A 16327-nucleotide genomic window follows, 5' to 3' on the forward strand; every position below is an offset into this window, starting at 1 on the left:
GATCGAGCAGCCGCTCGGGCCGCCGGGGACGCGCTTCACGCCGCGCCTGCCGTCCGAGGAGGACGTGGCCGCCCACGGCTCGCACGCGCCATCAGATCGAACTCGCTGCGGGAGCTGGCGGTGCACGTGGCGGTGAAGGGGTTCGACTTGCTGGAACCGCCCGGAGCTGACTGGGCGCCCTCCGCGGTGTGCCTGGCCGGCCTCCATCCAATATGTTAACCGTGGTTGCCGTTTCTTTCAGAGAGGTGCGTACGTGGCCGAGTCCGACGAGCTGGAATCGCTCATCTCGCAGGGGCGCAAACATGGGGTGCGCAAGCGGGTCATCCTGCTGCAGGCGGCCCGGCTCTTCGTGGAGCGCGGTTACGCCGACACCGGGATCGACGACATCGGGGCCGCGGTGGGCATCTCCGGGCCCGCGGTCTACCGGCACTTCCCCGGCAAGCAGGCCATCCTCCTCGCCCTGATCGAGTTGTCGCTGGAACGCCTTCAGGAGGGGACGCAAGCCGCGCTGGCCGGCCGGGACCGGGACCCGCGGGAGGCGCTGATCGCCCTGGTGGACTGGTTCTCCCGGTCGTCCGTCGAGAACCGGAGTCTGACTCTGATCATGCAGGCCGAGCTGCTGTGGCTGCCGGAGCAGGATCGGCGGCGACTCAACCGCCAGATGCGGCAGATACGTGAGGAATGGGTCGGGCTGCTGATCGAGGTGCGGCCGGAGCTGTCGGACCTCGCGGCGCGGATCGCCGTCACCTCCGTCATGGGGATGGTGACGGCGGTGCTCGCCGCCCGGCTGAGCGATGACATCGGGGCGCTGAGCGCGCACCTGCGGGCCCAGATGCTCGCCGTCCTGCATGTGCCGGCTGGATTGTGACGGCTCTGGATCAAGCAAAAAGTTAACGTGTATATACTTTTTGATCGTAGGAAGGCGCTGTGGGAGCGAACTCGGCGCACGGTCCGTGCGCGCCCGTCCTCGTACGGGACGTCGTAGCGCCAGTCGTCGCCGCTGGTGCGAGCCAGAACGAGGGGCAGAATGATGGAACGCATGGTCGAGGCCAACGGGATCCGCCTGTGGTGCGAGACGTTCGGTGACCCGGCCGACCCCGCGCTGCTGCTCGTGATGGGGCTCGGCGCCCGAGGCGCCACCTGGCCCGACGAGCTCTGCCGCCTTCTCCAGAAGGAAGGCCGGTACGTCATCCGCTACGACAACCGCGACACCGGGCTGTCCGGCCGCGTGGATTACGACGCCAGCCCATACACCATGATCGACCTCGCCCAGGACGCGATCGGCCTGCTCGACGGCTTGGGCATCGCCACGGCGGACGTGGTCGGCGCGTCGATGGGCGGCATGATCGCCCAGGAGATCGCGCTCGAACACGCTGACCGGCTGCGCAGCCTGACGGTCATCATGTCGAGCGCCGAGCCCCTCGACCCCGCGACCAACACCTTCCGGGGCACGGTACGCGATCCACGACTGGCCGCCTGGGACGCCGAACAGATCGCCAGCCCGCCCAGCACCCGGGAGGAGCACGTCGAATCCCATCTCAAGCTGGCCCGCATTCTCGCCGGACGATTGACGGCGTTCGACGAGGCGGCCACGCGCGCGATCATCGAGCGGGAGATCGAGAACGCCACCGAGGCGGGCCACGCCTCGGAGAACCACATCCTCGCGGCCTTCGCCTCCCGCGACCGTTCCGGGCTGGTCGGCTCGATCACCGCTCCGACTCTGGTGATTCACGGCTCGGACGATCCCATGGCGCCCTTCGCTCACGGCCAGGCCCTGGCGGCGGCGATTCCCGGCAGCGAGTTCCTGCCCATCGAGGGAATGGGGCACGGGTTCCCGCCGCCGGTGATTCCTCGGATCTCCGCCGCGATCCTCCGGCACACCGGGCGATAACCGGCAACCTGCCGTGCACGAGCGGGGCTCGTGGTCACCAGAAGCGCACCTCGGGCCAGTCCGGTGACGGCCTGTCCAGGGCGGGGGCGGGCTTGTGCTTGAGGTGCAGGTCCAAGAAGGCGGTGACGTACCTGCGGGTGATCGCGATGGCGCGTTCGCCGTCGATCGAGGTCTTGGGCAGGCCGAGTTGCGGCTGGAGCACCGCGTAGTCGATGAAGCTCATGTGCTCGGCCCCCGTCACGGTCAGCCACCGCTTCCAGTCGCCGGTCACGTGCGGCCAGAACGTGTCCCACGAGCCGTCGGGGCCGCCGGATCTCGGCTGGTGCCGGGGGTTGCCGATCATCATGAAGGGCTTGTCCAGCGGCTGGGCGGGGGTCTTCGGATTGTAGGTGCCGTCGAGGTTGACCACCGCCTTGATCCGCCGGGAGGCGGGCAGCAGGTGCGCGGCGCTCTGGCCGCCGACCGAGTGTCCGACCATCGCGATGCGCCGCTCGTCGATCAGCGCGTTCCAGCGCCTGCTCCGGTCCAGTTCGTCGAGGACGAACTCGGTGTCGGCGGCCCTGACCCGGGCCACCTTCTCGCCCGTCTCGGGGGTCTGACCGGCCTTGCCGGCCTCGAAGGTGACGGTGCGGCCGTCGGGGAAGGTGGTGGCGACCGACTCGTAGGTGTGCTCGATGGCCGCCACCAGGTAGCCGCGGGTGGCGAACTCCTCGGCCAGCGAGGTCATCGTCGCGCGGGGCAGCGTCATGCCGGGTGACAGGACCACCAGGGGCCATCCGCCCTTCCGCCTGACCGCGGGGGCGTCGGCGCGGGCGTGCGTCCTGGTCCTGGCGAGCGTGTCGGACGGGAGGTCCTTGAGCTGCGGCACGCCCTTGAGGACCAGTTCCGACTCCTCCGGCGTGAGGTACGGCGCCGGCCTGCCCGTCCCTCTGTGGGCTGGGTACCAGAGGGAGACCATCAGCTCGCGGGCGTCGCGGCCGGTCACCCAGGGGTCGGGGCGGCTGCGGTCCACCAGGTGCAGGTCCACCTTGCCGATCGGGTAGGGACCGGTCGGCGCGGGCAGCGCGGGCACGGGCGCGGTGGTCACGGCTTCAGCAGTCGCGGCTTGGGCGAGGTACGGAGTGGCGGCGGCGAGCGCGAGGGCACCCGCGACAAGGATCTTGTGCATGCGCTCCACCGTGCCGCGCACCCCCGCCGGACCGTCCCCGGCGAAAGTCACAGGCCACGTGCGACTTTCGTAGGGGATGGGTGGCCTGCCGGGACTTGTAGCCTCTGGCCATGATTGACCGGACATCGACGATCGCCGAACGGGTCACGCCGTGGGCGCTCGGCACGACGGTTCTCCTGCTGTCCATGGCCTCGGTGACCGGTTCGGCAGGGGTGCGGTCCGCGCTGCCCCTGCCGGTGCTCGTGGCGGTGGCGGCGTGCTGCGGGCTGGCCGCGGCGCTCGGGCGGCGGTGGTTGTGGCCGCTCGTCGCGGTGGGCGCGGTGGCCCATCTCTGGCTGGTGATGTGGCCCGCCGCGGTGGTGGCCTCCTACTACGCGGGCACGCGGCTCCGCCGCCGTCGCGACCTGTGGCTCTACGTCGTCGGCGCGGTCGCGCTGTTCGCGCTCGCGGGGCTGGTGTCGTCCTGGAACGAGGGGTATCGCGCGCTGGTCGCGGGCACTGCCGTCAACGTGCTGCTGATGGGCGGCGCGATGCTCGGGCTGCCGCTGGTCGCCGGCCTGTGGGTGCGCGCCCGGCGGCAGGTGCTCGACGCGATGCGCGAGCAGTCCGAGCAGTTGCTGCGCGAGCAGGTGCTCCGCGCCGACCAGGCGCGCGACCAGGAGCGAGCGCGCATCGCGCGGGAGATGCACGACGTGGTCGCCCACCGGGTGTCCCTGATGGTGCTGCACGCCGGGGCGCTGGAGGTCAACGCCCCCGACGCCCGTACGGCCGAGGCCGCCGCGCTGATCGGCGGCGTGGGCAGGGAGGCGCTGACGAACCTGCGGGAGGTGCTGGGCGTGCTGCGCTCGCCCGATCCGGGACGCGGCCCGCAACCCACGCTGGCCGACCTCGACCGGCTGCTCGACCAGTCCCGGGCCCTGGGCATCGTGGTCAACCGCCACGACGAGGGACGCCCCCGCCCGCTGCCGCCCACCGCGGAGCGCACCGCCTACCGGGTGGTCCAGGAGGCGCTGACCAACGTGCACAAACACGCGGGCGACGCCGAGACCGACGTCTACGTCCGATACCGGCCGGCCGAGCTGGAGGTGCTGGTCCGGAACCGGTCCTGCGCGGCGGCGGCCGGCGACCTGCCCGGCTCGGGCTGGGGCCTGGTGGGGCTGCGCGAACGCGTCGAGCTGGCCGGCGGCAGGCTGGAGGCCGGTCCCCGGGACGAGGGCGGCTTCCAGGTGCTGGCCGGGATCCCCGCCGCATGATCCGCGTCCTGGTCGTCGATGACGAGGCGCTGGTCAGGTCGGGGTTGCGGATGATCCTGGAGGCGGCGGGCGAGATCGTGGTCGTCGGCGAGGCGGCCGACGGCGACGGAGCCGTGGCCGCGGTGGCCCGGCTCAGGCCCGAGGTGGTCCTGATGGACGTGCGCATGCCCGGCGCCGACGGCCTGACCGCCGCCGCCCGCGTCCTGGCCGCCCCCGACGCGCCCAAGTTGATCATGCTCACCACGTTCGACCTGGACGAGTACGTCCACGAGGCGCTCCGGCTCGGCGCGGTGGGCTTCCTGCTCAAGGACACCCCGCCGCGCGACCTGGCCGCCGCCGTCCGGACGGTCGCGGCGGGCCAGGCCATGTTGTCCCCCACCGTCATCAAGCGGCTGATCGGCTCGTTCGTGGACCGGGCGCCCTCCCGTGCCGAGTCGGCGCGCAGACGGCTCGCGGCGCTGACGGCCCGGGAGGAGGACGTGATCAGGGCCGTGGCCCGCGGCCTGTCGAACGCCGAGATCGGCCGGGAGCTCAGGCTGACGGAGGCCACGGTGAAGGCGCACGTCAGCCGGGTGCTGAGCAAGCTGGCCCTGGCCAACCGGGTGCAGGCCGCCATCCTCGTGCACGACGCCGACCTGGGCTGACCGTCGGCGGCGCGCCCCGGCCCCGGCGGCCCGCGGCGGCCCGCGGCGAGCCGAGGAGTCAGCGCAGGGGGCGGAAGAAGGTCCTGACGTCCTCGACGAACAGGTCGGGGGCCTCCATGGCGGCGAAGTGGCCGCCGCGGTCGAACTCCGACCAGTGCACGACGTTGTGCTCGCGCTCGGCGATCCGGCGCACCCCGGCGTCCCCGGGGAAGACGGCGACGCCGTGCGGCAGCCCGGAGTACTCGGCCACCGCGCCCCAGCCCTTCTGCCCCTCCTTGTAGAGGCGGGCCGAGGAGGCGGCGGTCCCGGTGAACCAGTAGACGCTCACGTCGGTGAGCAACTGGTCAAGGTCCACCGCGTCCTCGGGCAGCTCGCGGGCGGGGTCGGTCCACTCCTTGAACTTCTCCGCGATCCACGCCAGTTGCCCGGCGGGGGAGTCGTGCAGCCCGAACGCGAGGGTCTGCGGCCGGGTCGCCTGGATGATCGCGTAACCGGCCCGATCCTGGTCCTGGTGCTGGCCCAGGCGGGCGAGCTCGGCGGGGGTGAGCTCGCGCAGCTCGGCCGGGTCGCCGCTGGGAAACCCGAGCGCGCCGTTGACGTGCACGCCGACGACGTTCCCTGGCGCGGCGCGGCCGAGCATCGGCGAGATCACCGAGCCGCTGTCACCGCCCTGCGCGCCGTACCGGGGGTAGCCGAGGCGGTCCATCAGCTCGGCCCACGCCCGCGCGACCCGCTCCAGGTCCCAGCCGGGCTCGGTGGTGGGGCCCGAGAAGCCGAAGCCGGGGATCGAGGGGGCGACGACGTGGAAGGCGTCGGCCGGGTCGCCGCCGTGGGCCGCGGGGTCGGTGAGCGGGCCGATGACGTTCATGAACTCGGCGACCGAGCCCGGCCAGCCGTGCGTGACGATCAGCGGCAGCGCGCCGGGCTCGGGGGAGCGGACATGCAGGAAGTGCACGTTCTGCCCGTCGATGGGGGTGGTGAACTGCTCGAAGGCGTTCAGCCGCCGCTCGGCGTCCCGCCAGTCGAACGAGGTGCGCCAGTACTCGGCCAGCCTCTTCGCGTAGCCCACCGGGACGCCGTAGGACCAGCCGACGCCGGGCAGCTCGTCCGGCCAGCGGGTCGCCGCCAGCCGGGCGCGCAGGTCGTCCAGCTGGGCCTGCGGGATGTCGATGCGGAAAGGGTGGATGCGCGGGTCGTCGTTCATGTCCCTGACCATAGGCACGGGTTAGGACAACTCCGGTCCTAGGATGGACGGCATGCTGGAGACGTCGGCGCGTTTGTTGCGCCTGTTGTCGCTGCTGCAGACCCCCAGGGACTGGTCGGGCGCAGAGCTGGCCGAACGGCTCGGCGTCTCGCCCCGCACGGTCCGCCGCGACGTCGACCGGCTGCGTGAGCTCGGCTACGTCGTCGACGCCACCCCGGGCACGGCCGGATACCGGCTCGGCGCCGGGGCCGGGCTCCCGCCGCTGCTGCTCGACGACGAGGAGGCGGTCGCGGTCGCCATCGGGCTCGGCACGGCGGCGGTCTCCGGCGTGACCGGCATCCAGGAGACCTCGGTCCGGGCCCTGGCCAAGCTCGAACAGGTGCTGCCGGCCCGGCTCCGGCACCGCGTCGGCGACCTGCGTTCGGTCACGGTCCCGCTGGCGGGGGCGGCGGAGGCGGTGGACCCGGCCGCGCTCACGGCGATCGCCGCGGCGGTCCGCCGCCGGGAGAGCCTGCGGTTCGACTACCGCTCCCACGACGGCGTCGGGGATCGCCGTGCCGCGGAGCCGTACCGGCTGGTCAACTCGGGTCGCCGCTGGTACCTGGTGGCCTGGGACACCGGCCGGGCGGACTGGCGCACGTTCCGCGTCGACCGGCTCCGGCTGCACACCCCGAACGGCCCGCGTTTCACGCCTCGCGAGCCGCCCGCCGCCGACCTCGTGCGTTACGTCTCCGAGCGGATCTCCGTCGATCCCTACCGCTACCAGGGGCGGTTCACGGTGCGGGCGCCGGTGGACGTCGTCGCCGCCCGGATGCCGCCGACCATGGCGGTGGTCGAGCCGGCCGGCGACGGCTCCTGCGTCCTGTCCGCCGGGTCGCACTCGCTGGACGAGCTGGCGATGTGGGTCGCGCAGCTCGGCGTGCCGTTCGAGGTGCACGAGCCGCCCGAGCTCGTCCGGCACGTCCGCGCCCTCGCCGCCCGTCTTCTCGAAGCCGTCCCCGATGCCGATCCGGCGTGACCGCGGCTACGGCTGCCCGTCGGGCTGAGCGAGCCAGGCCAGGCACCGGCGGGTCAGTTCCGGGTCGCGGCTGTCGTCGGCGCCGCACTCGAAGGCGATGGCCGGGCCGTGGGCGTGGGCGCCGATGTTGGTGAGCGGGTTCAGGCGGTCGAACCACCACTGGGCATGGCCGCCCGCGTGCCCCTGCGGCAGAAGGCGACCCGGGTCGTCCAGCGCGCAGGTGCGGGAGCCACAACGCCACGGTGGCTCGATCCATGCCACGGGGACGTCGTCCACCCACCCGTGACGCACGCCCGCGCTCTCCTCAGTGCTCATCACGATCTCCTCCGGCTCGAAAGTGCCAGATTCCCCGTTCGCCGCGACGTAGTCGGGGCCGGGGTGGCGCGGCCGGCGGTCGCCATGCCACACTCACTGTTATAGAACTCTTGTCAGAGTTATAGAACGAGGTGAGCAGGATGCGAGAAGCGACGCCACTGCGCGAGCCCGTCCCGGCGGCCGGGCTGATGGGCGAGCCGGGAGCCCGCGGCCGGTTCGGCGAGTACGGCGGCCGGTACGCGCCGGAGTCCCTGGTGGAGGCGTGCCGTGAGGTGGACGAGGCGTTCCGGCAGGCGTGGGCGGACCCCGGCTTCCGCGGCGAGCTGGCCGAACTGCTCGCGCTGCACGCCGGACGGCCGACCCCGCTGACCCCGGCCCGCCGGCTGTCGGGGGAGCTGGGCGTGCGGCTCCTCCTCAAACGCGAGGACCTCACCCACACCGGCTCCCACAAGATCAACAACGTGCTGGGCCAGGCGCTGCTCGCCAGGCGGATGGGCCGGCGCCGGCTGATCGCCGAGACGGGAGCGGGCCAGCACGGCGTGGCCACCGCGACCGCCGCCGCGCTGCTCGGGCTGGAGGCCACCGTCTTCATGGGCGAGCGCGACATCGAGCGGCAGGGCCTGAACGTCTTCCGCATGCGCATGCTGGGCGCCGAGGTGGTCCCGGTCACCACGGGCAGCCGCACGCTCAAGGACGCCACCAGCGAGGCGATGCGGCACTGGGTCGGCGTCACCGGCGACACCCACTACTGCGTCGGCTCGGTCATCGGGCCGGACCCCTACCCGTGGATGGTCAGGGAGTTCCAGCGGGTCATCGGCGAGGAGGCGCGCGCCCAGTTCGCGGCCGGCCAGCCGACCGGCGTCCCGGACCACGTCGTCGCCTGCGTCGGCGGCGGCTCCAACGCGGCCGGCACGTTCGCCGGCTTCGCCGGCACCACGGCGCGCTTCGTCGGCGTCGAGGCGGAGGGCGGCGCCGGGGCGGCCCGCGGCAGGCTCGGCGTCCTGCACGGCTGCCGCTCGCTGTTCCTCCAGGACGACGACGGCCAGATCGTCGAGGCCCACTCCGTCGCCGCCGGGCTGGACTACCCGGGCGTCGGCCCCGAGCACGCCCACCTGCGCGAACTGGGCCGGGCCCGGTACGTCACGGTGACCGACGAGGAGGCCGTCGCCGCGGCGCTGCGGCTGGCGCGCACCGAGGGCATCGTCCCGGCGCTCGAATCGGCGCACGCCCTGGCCTGGGTGATCCGCGCGGCCGGCGGCGAGCTGCCCGCCGGATCGACCGTCCTGATGACGCTGTCGGGCCGGGGCGACAAGGACGTCTCCGCCCTGAAGGAGCTGCTGTGACCGACATCCTGACCCCCGGCGCGGTCGAGCGCCACCTGCGTGCCCGCCGGGACACCGGCCGCGCCCTGCTCATGCCGTACGTCACCGGCGGCATCACGCCCGGGTGGACGGCTTACCTGCGGGCGTTCGCCGCGGCCGGCGCGGATGCCGTCGAGGTCGGCCTGCCCTTCTCCGACCCCACGCTGGACGGCGTCACCGTCCAGCAGGCGAGCCAGGCGGCGCTGGCCCGGGGGGCGAGCACCCGCCGGATCCTCGCCGACCTGGCCGACGTGCGGGACGTGGGCGTGCCGCTGATCGCCAGCACCTACTACAACCTCGTGCTGCACGACGGGCCCGAGGCGTTCTGCGCGGCGCTCCGGCGGGCCGGCGTCGACGGCCTGATCGTGCCCGACCTGCCGGTGCACGAGGCGGACGAGCTGGCGGACGTGGCCGCCGCCGCCGGGATCGACCTGGTCCTGCTGGCCTCACCGGCGACGCCGGAGCCGAGGCTGGCCGAGATCGCGCGCCGCAGCCGCGGATTCGTCTACGCGGTGTCGCTGATGGGCACCACCGGCGAGCGGGCCACCCTGGCTGCCTCGGCGGCGGAGCTCACCGCCCGGCTCAGACGCGGCACCGACCGGCCGATCTTGCTAGGATTTGGCATTTCCACGCCTGACCAGGCGCGGGAGGCCGGCCGGCACGCCGACGGAGTGGTGGTCGGGGCCGCGGTCATGCGGCGGGTGCTCGACGGCGCCGGGCCGGACGACCTGCGGGCCTTCGTCGCGACCCTGCGGAAGGCCCTCGACCAGGAGTGACGCACCACGATGACCCCCGACGCCGGGCACGAGGCGAGATACCGCGCCATCGCCGCCGACCTCGCCGCGAAGATCCGGTCGGGCCATTACGCCCCCGGAGAGGCGCTTCCTCCGCAACGGGAGCTGAGCGCCTCCTACGGGGTCACCCTCATGACGCTGCGCCAGGCGTTGCGTGAGCTCAGCGACGAGCACCTGATCGTGCAGCGGCCCGGCAAGGGCACGTACGTGGCCCCGCCCCACCTGGCCTACCAGCTCGGCTCGCTCCGCAGCCTGGCCGACGACCTGCGGGAACAGGGTCATGACGTGCGGACCGTGGTGGCCGGGCGGGCGATGCGCCGGGCCCCCGACCGGATCGCCGCGGAGCTGCGGCTGCGTCCCGGCGACACGGCTCTGCGGCTGGAGCGGGTGCGGGAGTTCGCCGGGCGGGCGGCCGTCCATCAGGTGTCGTGGGTGCGCAGGCCGGTGGCCGACCAGATCCGCGACCGTGACTTCACCGCCGTCTCCCTCTACGCGGCGCTCGCCGACGCGGGGGTGGCGGTCGCCCGCGCGTCGGAGGTGGTCGGGCCCGGCCTGCTCGACGCCGCCGCCGCGCGCCGCCTGAACGAGCCCGAGGGCAGCGCCGTGCTGGTCAGCACCCGGATCACCTACACGCCCGACGGCGTTCCCGTCGTGTCCGACCACGCCACCATCCTGGGCACCATGATGGAGATCCGTACCGAACGGGCGGCCACCGGCCTCTCGCTCGCCTGGCGGGCCACCAGCTAGCGCCTCACCGCAGGGCGGCGACGGCCTTGTCGACGTCGTCGTGGAAGGACAGCAGGCGGGTCAGCCCCATGATCTTGAACGGGTGCTCGATGTCCGGGCTGAGCCCGGCCAGCGCCAGGCCGGCGCCCGCGTCCTGGGCCCGCTGATGGGCGCTGACCAGCACGGAGATGCCGGTGGAGTCGCAGAACCGCAGCCCCGACATCTCGATCACCAGGCCGTCGCCCGGCGCGAGGCCGAGCTCGTCCAGGGCCTCGTGCAGGCGGGGGGAGGTGTGGTGGTCGAGGTCGCCGGCCACCGTGAGGATGCGGACGCGTCCCGAGTGGGGCTGAGAGGTGATGGTCAGACCGTGGTCGTGCTGCACTGGGGCTCCTCAGAACAGACGCCCGTCGAGCGGGCGGGGACGGACAGGGCGAGCACCGCGGTGTCGTCCGACACGCCGTCGCCGAGGGTCGTGATCAGTTTGTGCACCGTGGCCAGCAGGCCGTCGGCGCTGGTGGGGGCGGCGGCGGCCAGGTAGGCGGCCAGGCCCTCATCGTCCAGCCTGGCCCCGGTGCCGGTGCGCGCCTCGGTCAGGCCGTCGGTGTAGAGCAGGAGGGCGTCGCCGGGCCCCAGGCGGGTGCTCACCTGGGCGAAGTACGGGTCGCGCAGGATGCCGATGAGCTGCCCGCCCTCGGGATGGACGGCCTCGACCGCGCCTGCGGCGCGCACCACCAGCGAGGGCGGATGCCCGCCGCCCGCCAGCGTGACCTCGAAGCCGCCCGCCACCGGGTCGAGCACGCCGAAGACCGCCGTGCAGTACGGCGGCGGCATGACCTGACCGGCGTGCTCCTGCTGCAGGACCGCGTCCAGGTTGGCCAGCACCGCGCACGGGTCGGGGTCGTAGACGGCAGCGGCGCGCAGGGTGTAGCGGACGAGCGAGGTCAGCACGGCCGCGTCGGCGCCCTTGCCGCAGACGTCCCCGAGGAAGAACGCCCAGCGGTTGCCGTCGAGCGGGAACAGGTCGTAGAAGTCGCCGCCGACCTCGTCCACCGAGACGGGGTGGTAGGCGGCGGCCGCGCGCAGGCCCGGCACCTCCGGCAGGGTGTGCGGGACGAGCGTCTGCTGCAGGGTGCGCGCCAGGCGCTCGGCGTCGGCGCGCAGCGCGCGCTCGGTGGCCAGGGTGCGCGAGGCGGCCAGGCGCAGCTCCAGCTCGTCCATGACCAGGGCGGCCAGGTCCCGCAGGGCGCTGACGTCCTCGTCCGCGGCCTGCCGGGGACGGACGTCCATGACGTTGACGCTGCCCACGCAGCGGCCGTCGGGGACGGTGATCGGGGCCGCCGCGAAGAAGCGCACGCCGGTCCCGCCGGACGGATCGGCGGCCATCGCCGGGTCGGCCGTGACGTCCGGGATCACGCACACCTCGCCCCGCGCGAGCACGGCGGCGCACAGGCTCTCCTCGCAGCCGCCGGGGAACGAGCCGGCCGGCGTGCCGTGGGCGGCCACCCGGCGCACCCCCTCGTCACCGGCGAACGTCACGGTCGCCATGGGGGCCTGGAACATGCGCGCCGCCAGCGAGGCCACCCGGTCCAGCGTCGCCTGGCCCGGCACGGCGGGGAGTTCGTGCCCCTGAAGGGCCGCCGCGCGGTGCGTGTCTTCGGCGGTGCTGACGTCCGGCTCCTTCCGCTCAGCTCCGCCGGCACAGGCGCCGAGCAGGGGCGGAGGCCCGACCCCCGGAGTGATTTGCCCTATTCTACCTACGGTCGAGGTGATACCTGACCTGCTGGTCCACGGCCGCGGCGGCATCACCGGCGCGACGCGGGGTAGGCGCGCCCGCAGCGAACGAGGGGGAGCCGGATGACACACGACGACCACGGTGAGCGGCGGCCGGCGGCGGCGGCCGGTGCCGGGATCTTCACCGTGGACGACGAGGTCGGCCGCGACCTGGCCGAGGTCGACTGGGAGGCGACCCCGCTCGGCAGTCCGGAGCACTGGCCGCAGAGCCTCCAGACGGCGGTCAGCATCCTGCTGTCGTCCCGGTTCTCCATGTGGATGGCGTGGGGGCCGGAGCTGACGTTCTTCTGCAACGCCGCCTACCGCCGCGACACGCTGGGCCAGAAGTACCCGTGGGCGCTGGGCCGGCCGGCCCGCGAGGTGTGGGCGGAGATCTGGGACGACATCGGCCCGCGGATCGACGCCGTCCTGACCACCGGGAAGGCGACCTGGGACGAGGCGCTGCTGCTGTTCCTGGAGCGGGCCGGCTACCCGGAGGAGACGTACCACACCTTCTCCTACAGCCCGCTGCGCGACGACGACGGCTCGGTGGTCGGCATGCTCTGCGTGGTCAGCGAGGAGACCGAGCGGGTCATCGGCGAACGCCGCATGGCCACCCTGCGCGATCTCGGCTCCGACCCCAGCGTGGTCCGCACCGAGCAGGAGATGCTCGCCTTCGCCTGCCGCCAGCTCGGCCGCAACCTCCAGGACCTGCCCTTCACCCTGACGTACCTGTTCGACGACGACGGCCGGGCGCGGCTGGCCGGCTCGACCGGGCTGCCCGCCGGGCATCCGGCCGCCCCTGCCGTCGTCCCGCCCGGCGACCCGGACGCGGTGTGGCCGGTCCAGGCCCCGGCCCGCGGCGAGCCGGCGCTCGTGGCGCTCGACGCGGCCCCGTACGCCGGGCTGCCGCCGGGGGAATGGCCGGAGCCGCCCACGCACGCGCTGGTGATGCCGCTGTTGCAGCAGGGAGGCAGGCCGTACGGGTTCCTGGTGGCCGCGCTCAACCGCTACCGCGCCCTGGACGACGGGTACCGCGGGTTCGTCGAGCTGGCCGCGGGGCACGTCGCCACCGGCATCTCCTCGGCCCGCAGCTACCAGGCCCAGCAGCGGCGGGCCGAGGAGCTGGCCGAGCTCGACCGGGCGAAGACCGTCTTCTTCTCCAACATCAGCCACGAGTTCCGCACGCCGCTCACCCTGATCATGGGCCCGGTGCAGGAGCTGCGGAACACGCTGGCCGGCGCCGCCCCCGAGGTGCGCCAGGACCTGGAGGTCGTCCACCGCAACGCCCTGCGCCTGGGCCGGCTCGTCAACACGCTGCTCGACTTCTCCCGGATCGAGGCCGGCCGCATGCAGGCCCGCTACGAGCCGGTCGACCTGGCGGCGGTGACCGCCGACCTGGCCAGCGTCTTCCGTTCGGCGGTCGACAAGGCCGGCCTGTCCTTCCAGGTGGACTGCCCACCGCTGGACGAACCGGTCTACATCGACCGGACCATGTGGGAGAAGGTCGTGCTCAACCTGCTGAGCAACGCGCTGAAGTTCACCTTCGACGGCTCGATCGCCGTCCAGGTGGGCGTGCGGGACGGGCAGGCCGTGGTGACCGTCTCCGACACGGGCATCGGCGTCCCGGCCGAGGAGCTGCCGCGCCTGTTCGAACGGTTCCACCGGATCGAGAGCGCCCGCTCCCGCTCCAACGAGGGCAGCGGCATCGGGCTGGCTCTCGTCCAGGAGCTCGTCGGCCTGCACGGCGGCACGATCATCGCCGAGAGCGCCGAGGACAAGGGCACGACCTTCACCATCCGGCTGCCCTTCGGCGCCGACCACCTCCCGGCCGGGAGCCTGGTGCCGGCCCGCCCGGCGGAGTCGGTCCCGTCCGGCGCCGAGCCGTTCGTGCAGGAGGCGCTGCGCTGGCTGCCCGAGGACGACGTCACCGGCGCGGGGACGTCCTCGGACGTCTCGGCGGACGGCGGCGGCTCCCAGGGGCCGAGCGCCGGCCCGCCGGCCCGGGTGCTGATCGCCGACGACAACCGGGACATGCGCGAGTACCTCGTCCGGCTGCTCAAGGGCGCCGGCTACCACGTCACCGCCGTCGGCGACGGTCTCCAGGCGCTCGACGCCGTGCACGCCGAGGAGCCCGACCTCGTGGTCAGCGACGTGATGATGCCGCGCCTGGACGGCCTGGCCCTGGTCGCGGCCCTGCGGGCCGATCCGCGGACCGCCGGGGTGCCGGTGCTGCTGCTGTCGGCGCGCGCGGGGCAGGAGGCCTCGATCGAGGGCCTGGCGGCGGGCGCCGACGACTACCTGGTCAAGCCGTTCTCCGCGGCCGAGCTGCTGGCGCGGGCGCGGGCCAACGTGGAGCTGGCGCGGCTGCGCAACCATCACACCCGCTGGCGCAACGCCATGATCGACTCCTTGCAGGAGGCGTTCTTCGTGACCGACGAGGACGGCGCGGTGATCGAGATCAACTCGGCGTTCACCGACATCCTCGGCTACGGCCCCGACGGCCTGCCCTACCGGCCCCGGCACCCCTGGTGGCCGGACGAGCAGCGCGACCCGCAGGCCCACGGCCTGGTCGCCGAGGCGTTCGGCCGGCTCGTCGGCGAGGGCAGGGGCAGCGCGGTCATCCCGGTCACCCACCGCGACGGGCACCAGGTGTGGGTCGCGGTCACGTTCAACTCGGTCACCGACCCAGACACCCGGCGGCGCCGCGTCGTGGGCACCCTGCGGGACGTGACCGCCGAGCACTACCTCGTGCAGCGCGAGAGCGCGCTCGCCGCGCTGGGCCTGCGCGTCTCGCAGGCGGGCAACATGAACGACGCCCTGGCCGGCGGGCTGGACGCGCTGCAGGAGGTCTGGCACGCCCGGCAGGTCGCGGCCGTCGTCTGGGACGAGGACGGCTCCCGCGGCCTGGTCGCCGCGCCGTCCGGCCCGGCCTGGCAGGACCTGCCGGAACAGGTGCGGGCCAAGCTGGCGGGCCTGCGCGAGCAGCCGCCCCTGCGGGCCGTCGCCTCCGAGACGGACGGGGCCGGCATCACCCTGGAGCACCCCGAGGGCCTGCTCGCCGTCTGGATCGACCTGGGCCAGAACCGGCCGTTCACCCACGAGGACCAGACCCTGCTGGCGCTGCTGGCCGGCCACCTGGGCCAGGCGCTGCACCGGGTGCACCAGCTCGACCAGCAGCGCGAGGCGGCCGTGGCGCTCCAGCGCGCCATCCTCGGCCCGTCCCGGCTGCCCAGCGGCTTCGCCGTGCGCTACGAGCCCGCCACCAGCCCGCTGGAGGTCGGCGGCGACTGGTACGACATCGTGCCGCTGTCCGGCGAGCGCATCGGCATCGTCGTCGGCGACTGCGTGGGGCGCGGGCTGGAGGCCGCGGCCGTCATGGGACAGCTGCGCAGCGCCTGCCGGGCCCTGCTGCTCCAGGACGCCGGGCCCGCCCAGGTGTTCACCGCGCTCGACCGGTTCGCCGCCCTCATCCCGGGCGCCAAGTGCACCACCGCCTTCTGCGGCGTCCTGGACACCGCCACCGGCGACCTCGTCTACTCCAGCGCCGGCCATCCCCCCGGCATCCTGGCCCACGCCGACGGCAGCACCGAGCTGCTGCAGGAGGGCCGCTCGACGCCGCTGGCCGTACGGTCGGCCCGCGGGCGCACCGAGGCCAGGTGCACCATGCCGCCCCGGTCCACCCTCCTGCTCTACACCGACGGCCTGGTCGAGCGGCGGCGGCGGCCGCTGACCGCGGGCATCGGCGAGGCCAGCACCGCCGTCCAGGTCGGACGGTCCACCCCGATCGAGGAACTGGCCAGCGACGTCATGTCCTCCCTCGCCCCGGACGGCGGCTTCAACGACGACGTCGCGCTGCTGCTCTACCGCCAGCCCGCCCCGCTGGAGGTGGACTTCCCGGCCGAGTCGAGCCAGCTCGCCCCCGTGCGCTCGGCACTGCGGGAGTGGCTGGCCCGCTGCCAGCTCACCCCTTCGCTGGTGCAGAACGTGCTCGTGGCGGCGGGGGAGGCGTGCGCCAACGCGATCGAGCACGGCCACCGCAACGCCCCCGGCCGGACGATCCGCCTGCGGGCCGTCGCCACCCCCGGCGACCTGCGGCTCACCGTCGCCGACACCGGCCGCTGGAAGCCTCCGGAGCCGGAGGCGAACCCGCACCGGGGCCGGGGCGTGGCGCTCATGCGCG

The 16327-nt window shown here is 73.8% G+C and carries 14 protein-coding genes; 9 read left to right on the forward strand and 5 right to left on the reverse strand.

Going from position 1 to position 16327, the window contains the following annotated elements:
• Positions 1-253: 253 nt before the first annotated feature.
• Positions 254-868: a TetR/AcrR family transcriptional regulator gene (locus ACWCSD_RS29725; RefSeq protein WP_449919702.1), complete on the forward strand. Its 615-nt coding sequence runs from the start codon at positions 254-256 to the stop codon at positions 866-868.
• Between the two features lie 159 nt (positions 869-1027).
• The gene (locus ACWCSD_RS29730; protein ID WP_449919705.1) at positions 1028-1891 is read left to right on the forward strand and encodes an alpha/beta fold hydrolase; all 864 of its coding nucleotides are present in this window, start codon (positions 1028-1030) and stop codon (positions 1889-1891) included.
• Between the two features lie 34 nt (positions 1892-1925).
• Here the strand turns inward: ACWCSD_RS29730 and ACWCSD_RS29735 are convergent, their stop codons facing one another.
• Positions 1926-3059: an alpha/beta hydrolase family protein gene (locus ACWCSD_RS29735; protein ID WP_449919708.1), complete on the reverse strand. Its 1134-nt coding sequence runs from the start codon at positions 3057-3059 to the stop codon at positions 1926-1928.
• A 110-nt stretch (positions 3060-3169) separates the two neighbouring features.
• On the opposite strand from ACWCSD_RS29735, the gene ACWCSD_RS29740 reads away from it, so the two are divergent.
• On the forward strand, positions 3170-4312 hold the full coding sequence (locus ACWCSD_RS29740; protein ID WP_449919712.1) for a sensor histidine kinase: 1143 nt from the start codon (positions 3170-3172) through the stop codon (positions 4310-4312).
• Positions 4309-4956, forward strand: coding sequence for a response regulator (locus tag ACWCSD_RS29745; protein WP_397156962.1), 648 nt, complete (start codon positions 4309-4311; stop codon positions 4954-4956). The genes ACWCSD_RS29740 and ACWCSD_RS29745 overlap by 4 nt, the downstream gene beginning before the upstream one ends.
• Before the next feature lie 58 nt (positions 4957-5014).
• On the opposite strand, the gene ACWCSD_RS29750 is transcribed toward ACWCSD_RS29745, so the two are convergent.
• A complete protein-coding gene (locus tag ACWCSD_RS29750; protein ID WP_449919716.1) occupies positions 5015-6160 on the reverse strand; it encodes an epoxide hydrolase family protein in 1146 nt (381 codons plus the stop codon).
• A 52-nt stretch (positions 6161-6212) separates the two neighbouring features.
• Here ACWCSD_RS29750 and ACWCSD_RS29755 point away from each other — a divergent pair, with 52 nt between their 5' ends.
• Positions 6213-7178: a helix-turn-helix transcriptional regulator gene (locus tag ACWCSD_RS29755; protein ID WP_449919719.1), complete on the forward strand. Its 966-nt coding sequence runs from the start codon at positions 6213-6215 to the stop codon at positions 7176-7178.
• 6 nt (positions 7179-7184) lie between these two features.
• Here ACWCSD_RS29755 and ACWCSD_RS29760 read toward each other — a convergent pair whose 3' ends face one another.
• Positions 7185-7493 carry a hypothetical protein gene (locus ACWCSD_RS29760; RefSeq protein WP_397156957.1) on the reverse strand — a complete coding sequence of 103 codons (309 nt, stop codon included), beginning with the start codon at positions 7491-7493 and terminating at the stop codon, positions 7185-7187.
• 140 nt (positions 7494-7633) lie between these two features.
• Here ACWCSD_RS29760 and trpB point away from each other — a divergent pair, with 140 nt between their 5' ends.
• Genes trpB through ACWCSD_RS29775 form a run of 3 tightly spaced genes read left to right on the forward strand, consistent with a single transcriptional unit; the run spans position 7634 to position 10395 of the window.
• Positions 7634-8836, forward strand: coding sequence for a tryptophan synthase subunit beta (gene trpB / locus ACWCSD_RS29765; protein WP_352356550.1), 1203 nt, complete (start codon positions 7634-7636; stop codon positions 8834-8836).
• On the forward strand, positions 8833-9630 hold the full coding sequence (trpA, locus tag ACWCSD_RS29770; RefSeq protein ID WP_397156953.1) for a tryptophan synthase subunit alpha: 798 nt from the start codon (positions 8833-8835) through the stop codon (positions 9628-9630). Before trpB ends, trpA begins: the two co-directional genes overlap by 4 nt.
• A 9-nt stretch (positions 9631-9639) precedes the next feature.
• Entirely contained in the window at positions 9640-10395 is a 756-nt protein-coding gene (locus ACWCSD_RS29775; protein WP_397156951.1) for a GntR family transcriptional regulator, read from the forward strand.
• A gap of 4 nt (positions 10396-10399) precedes the next feature.
• On the opposite strand, the gene ACWCSD_RS29780 is transcribed toward ACWCSD_RS29775, so the two are convergent.
• Together ACWCSD_RS29780 and ACWCSD_RS29785 are read right to left on the reverse strand one after the other, a co-directional pair.
• Positions 10400-10756 carry an STAS domain-containing protein gene (locus tag ACWCSD_RS29780; protein ID WP_449919723.1) on the reverse strand — a complete coding sequence of 119 codons (357 nt, stop codon included), beginning with the start codon at positions 10754-10756 and terminating at the stop codon, positions 10400-10402.
• Complete coding sequence (locus ACWCSD_RS29785) at positions 10735-11982, reverse strand: PP2C family protein-serine/threonine phosphatase (protein ID WP_397156947.1); 1248 nt, start codon at positions 11980-11982, stop codon at positions 10735-10737. The genes ACWCSD_RS29780 and ACWCSD_RS29785 overlap by 22 nt, the downstream gene beginning before the upstream one ends.
• Positions 11983-12228: 246 nt before the next feature.
• On the opposite strand from ACWCSD_RS29785, the gene ACWCSD_RS29790 reads away from it, so the two are divergent.
• Positions 12229-16327, forward strand: a 4099-nt coding sequence (locus tag ACWCSD_RS29790; RefSeq protein ID WP_449919726.1) for a SpoIIE family protein phosphatase, incomplete at its 3' end; no start/stop codon positions are given.

The sequence above is a fragment of the Nonomuraea sp. NPDC001684 genome (assembly GCF_053596515.1).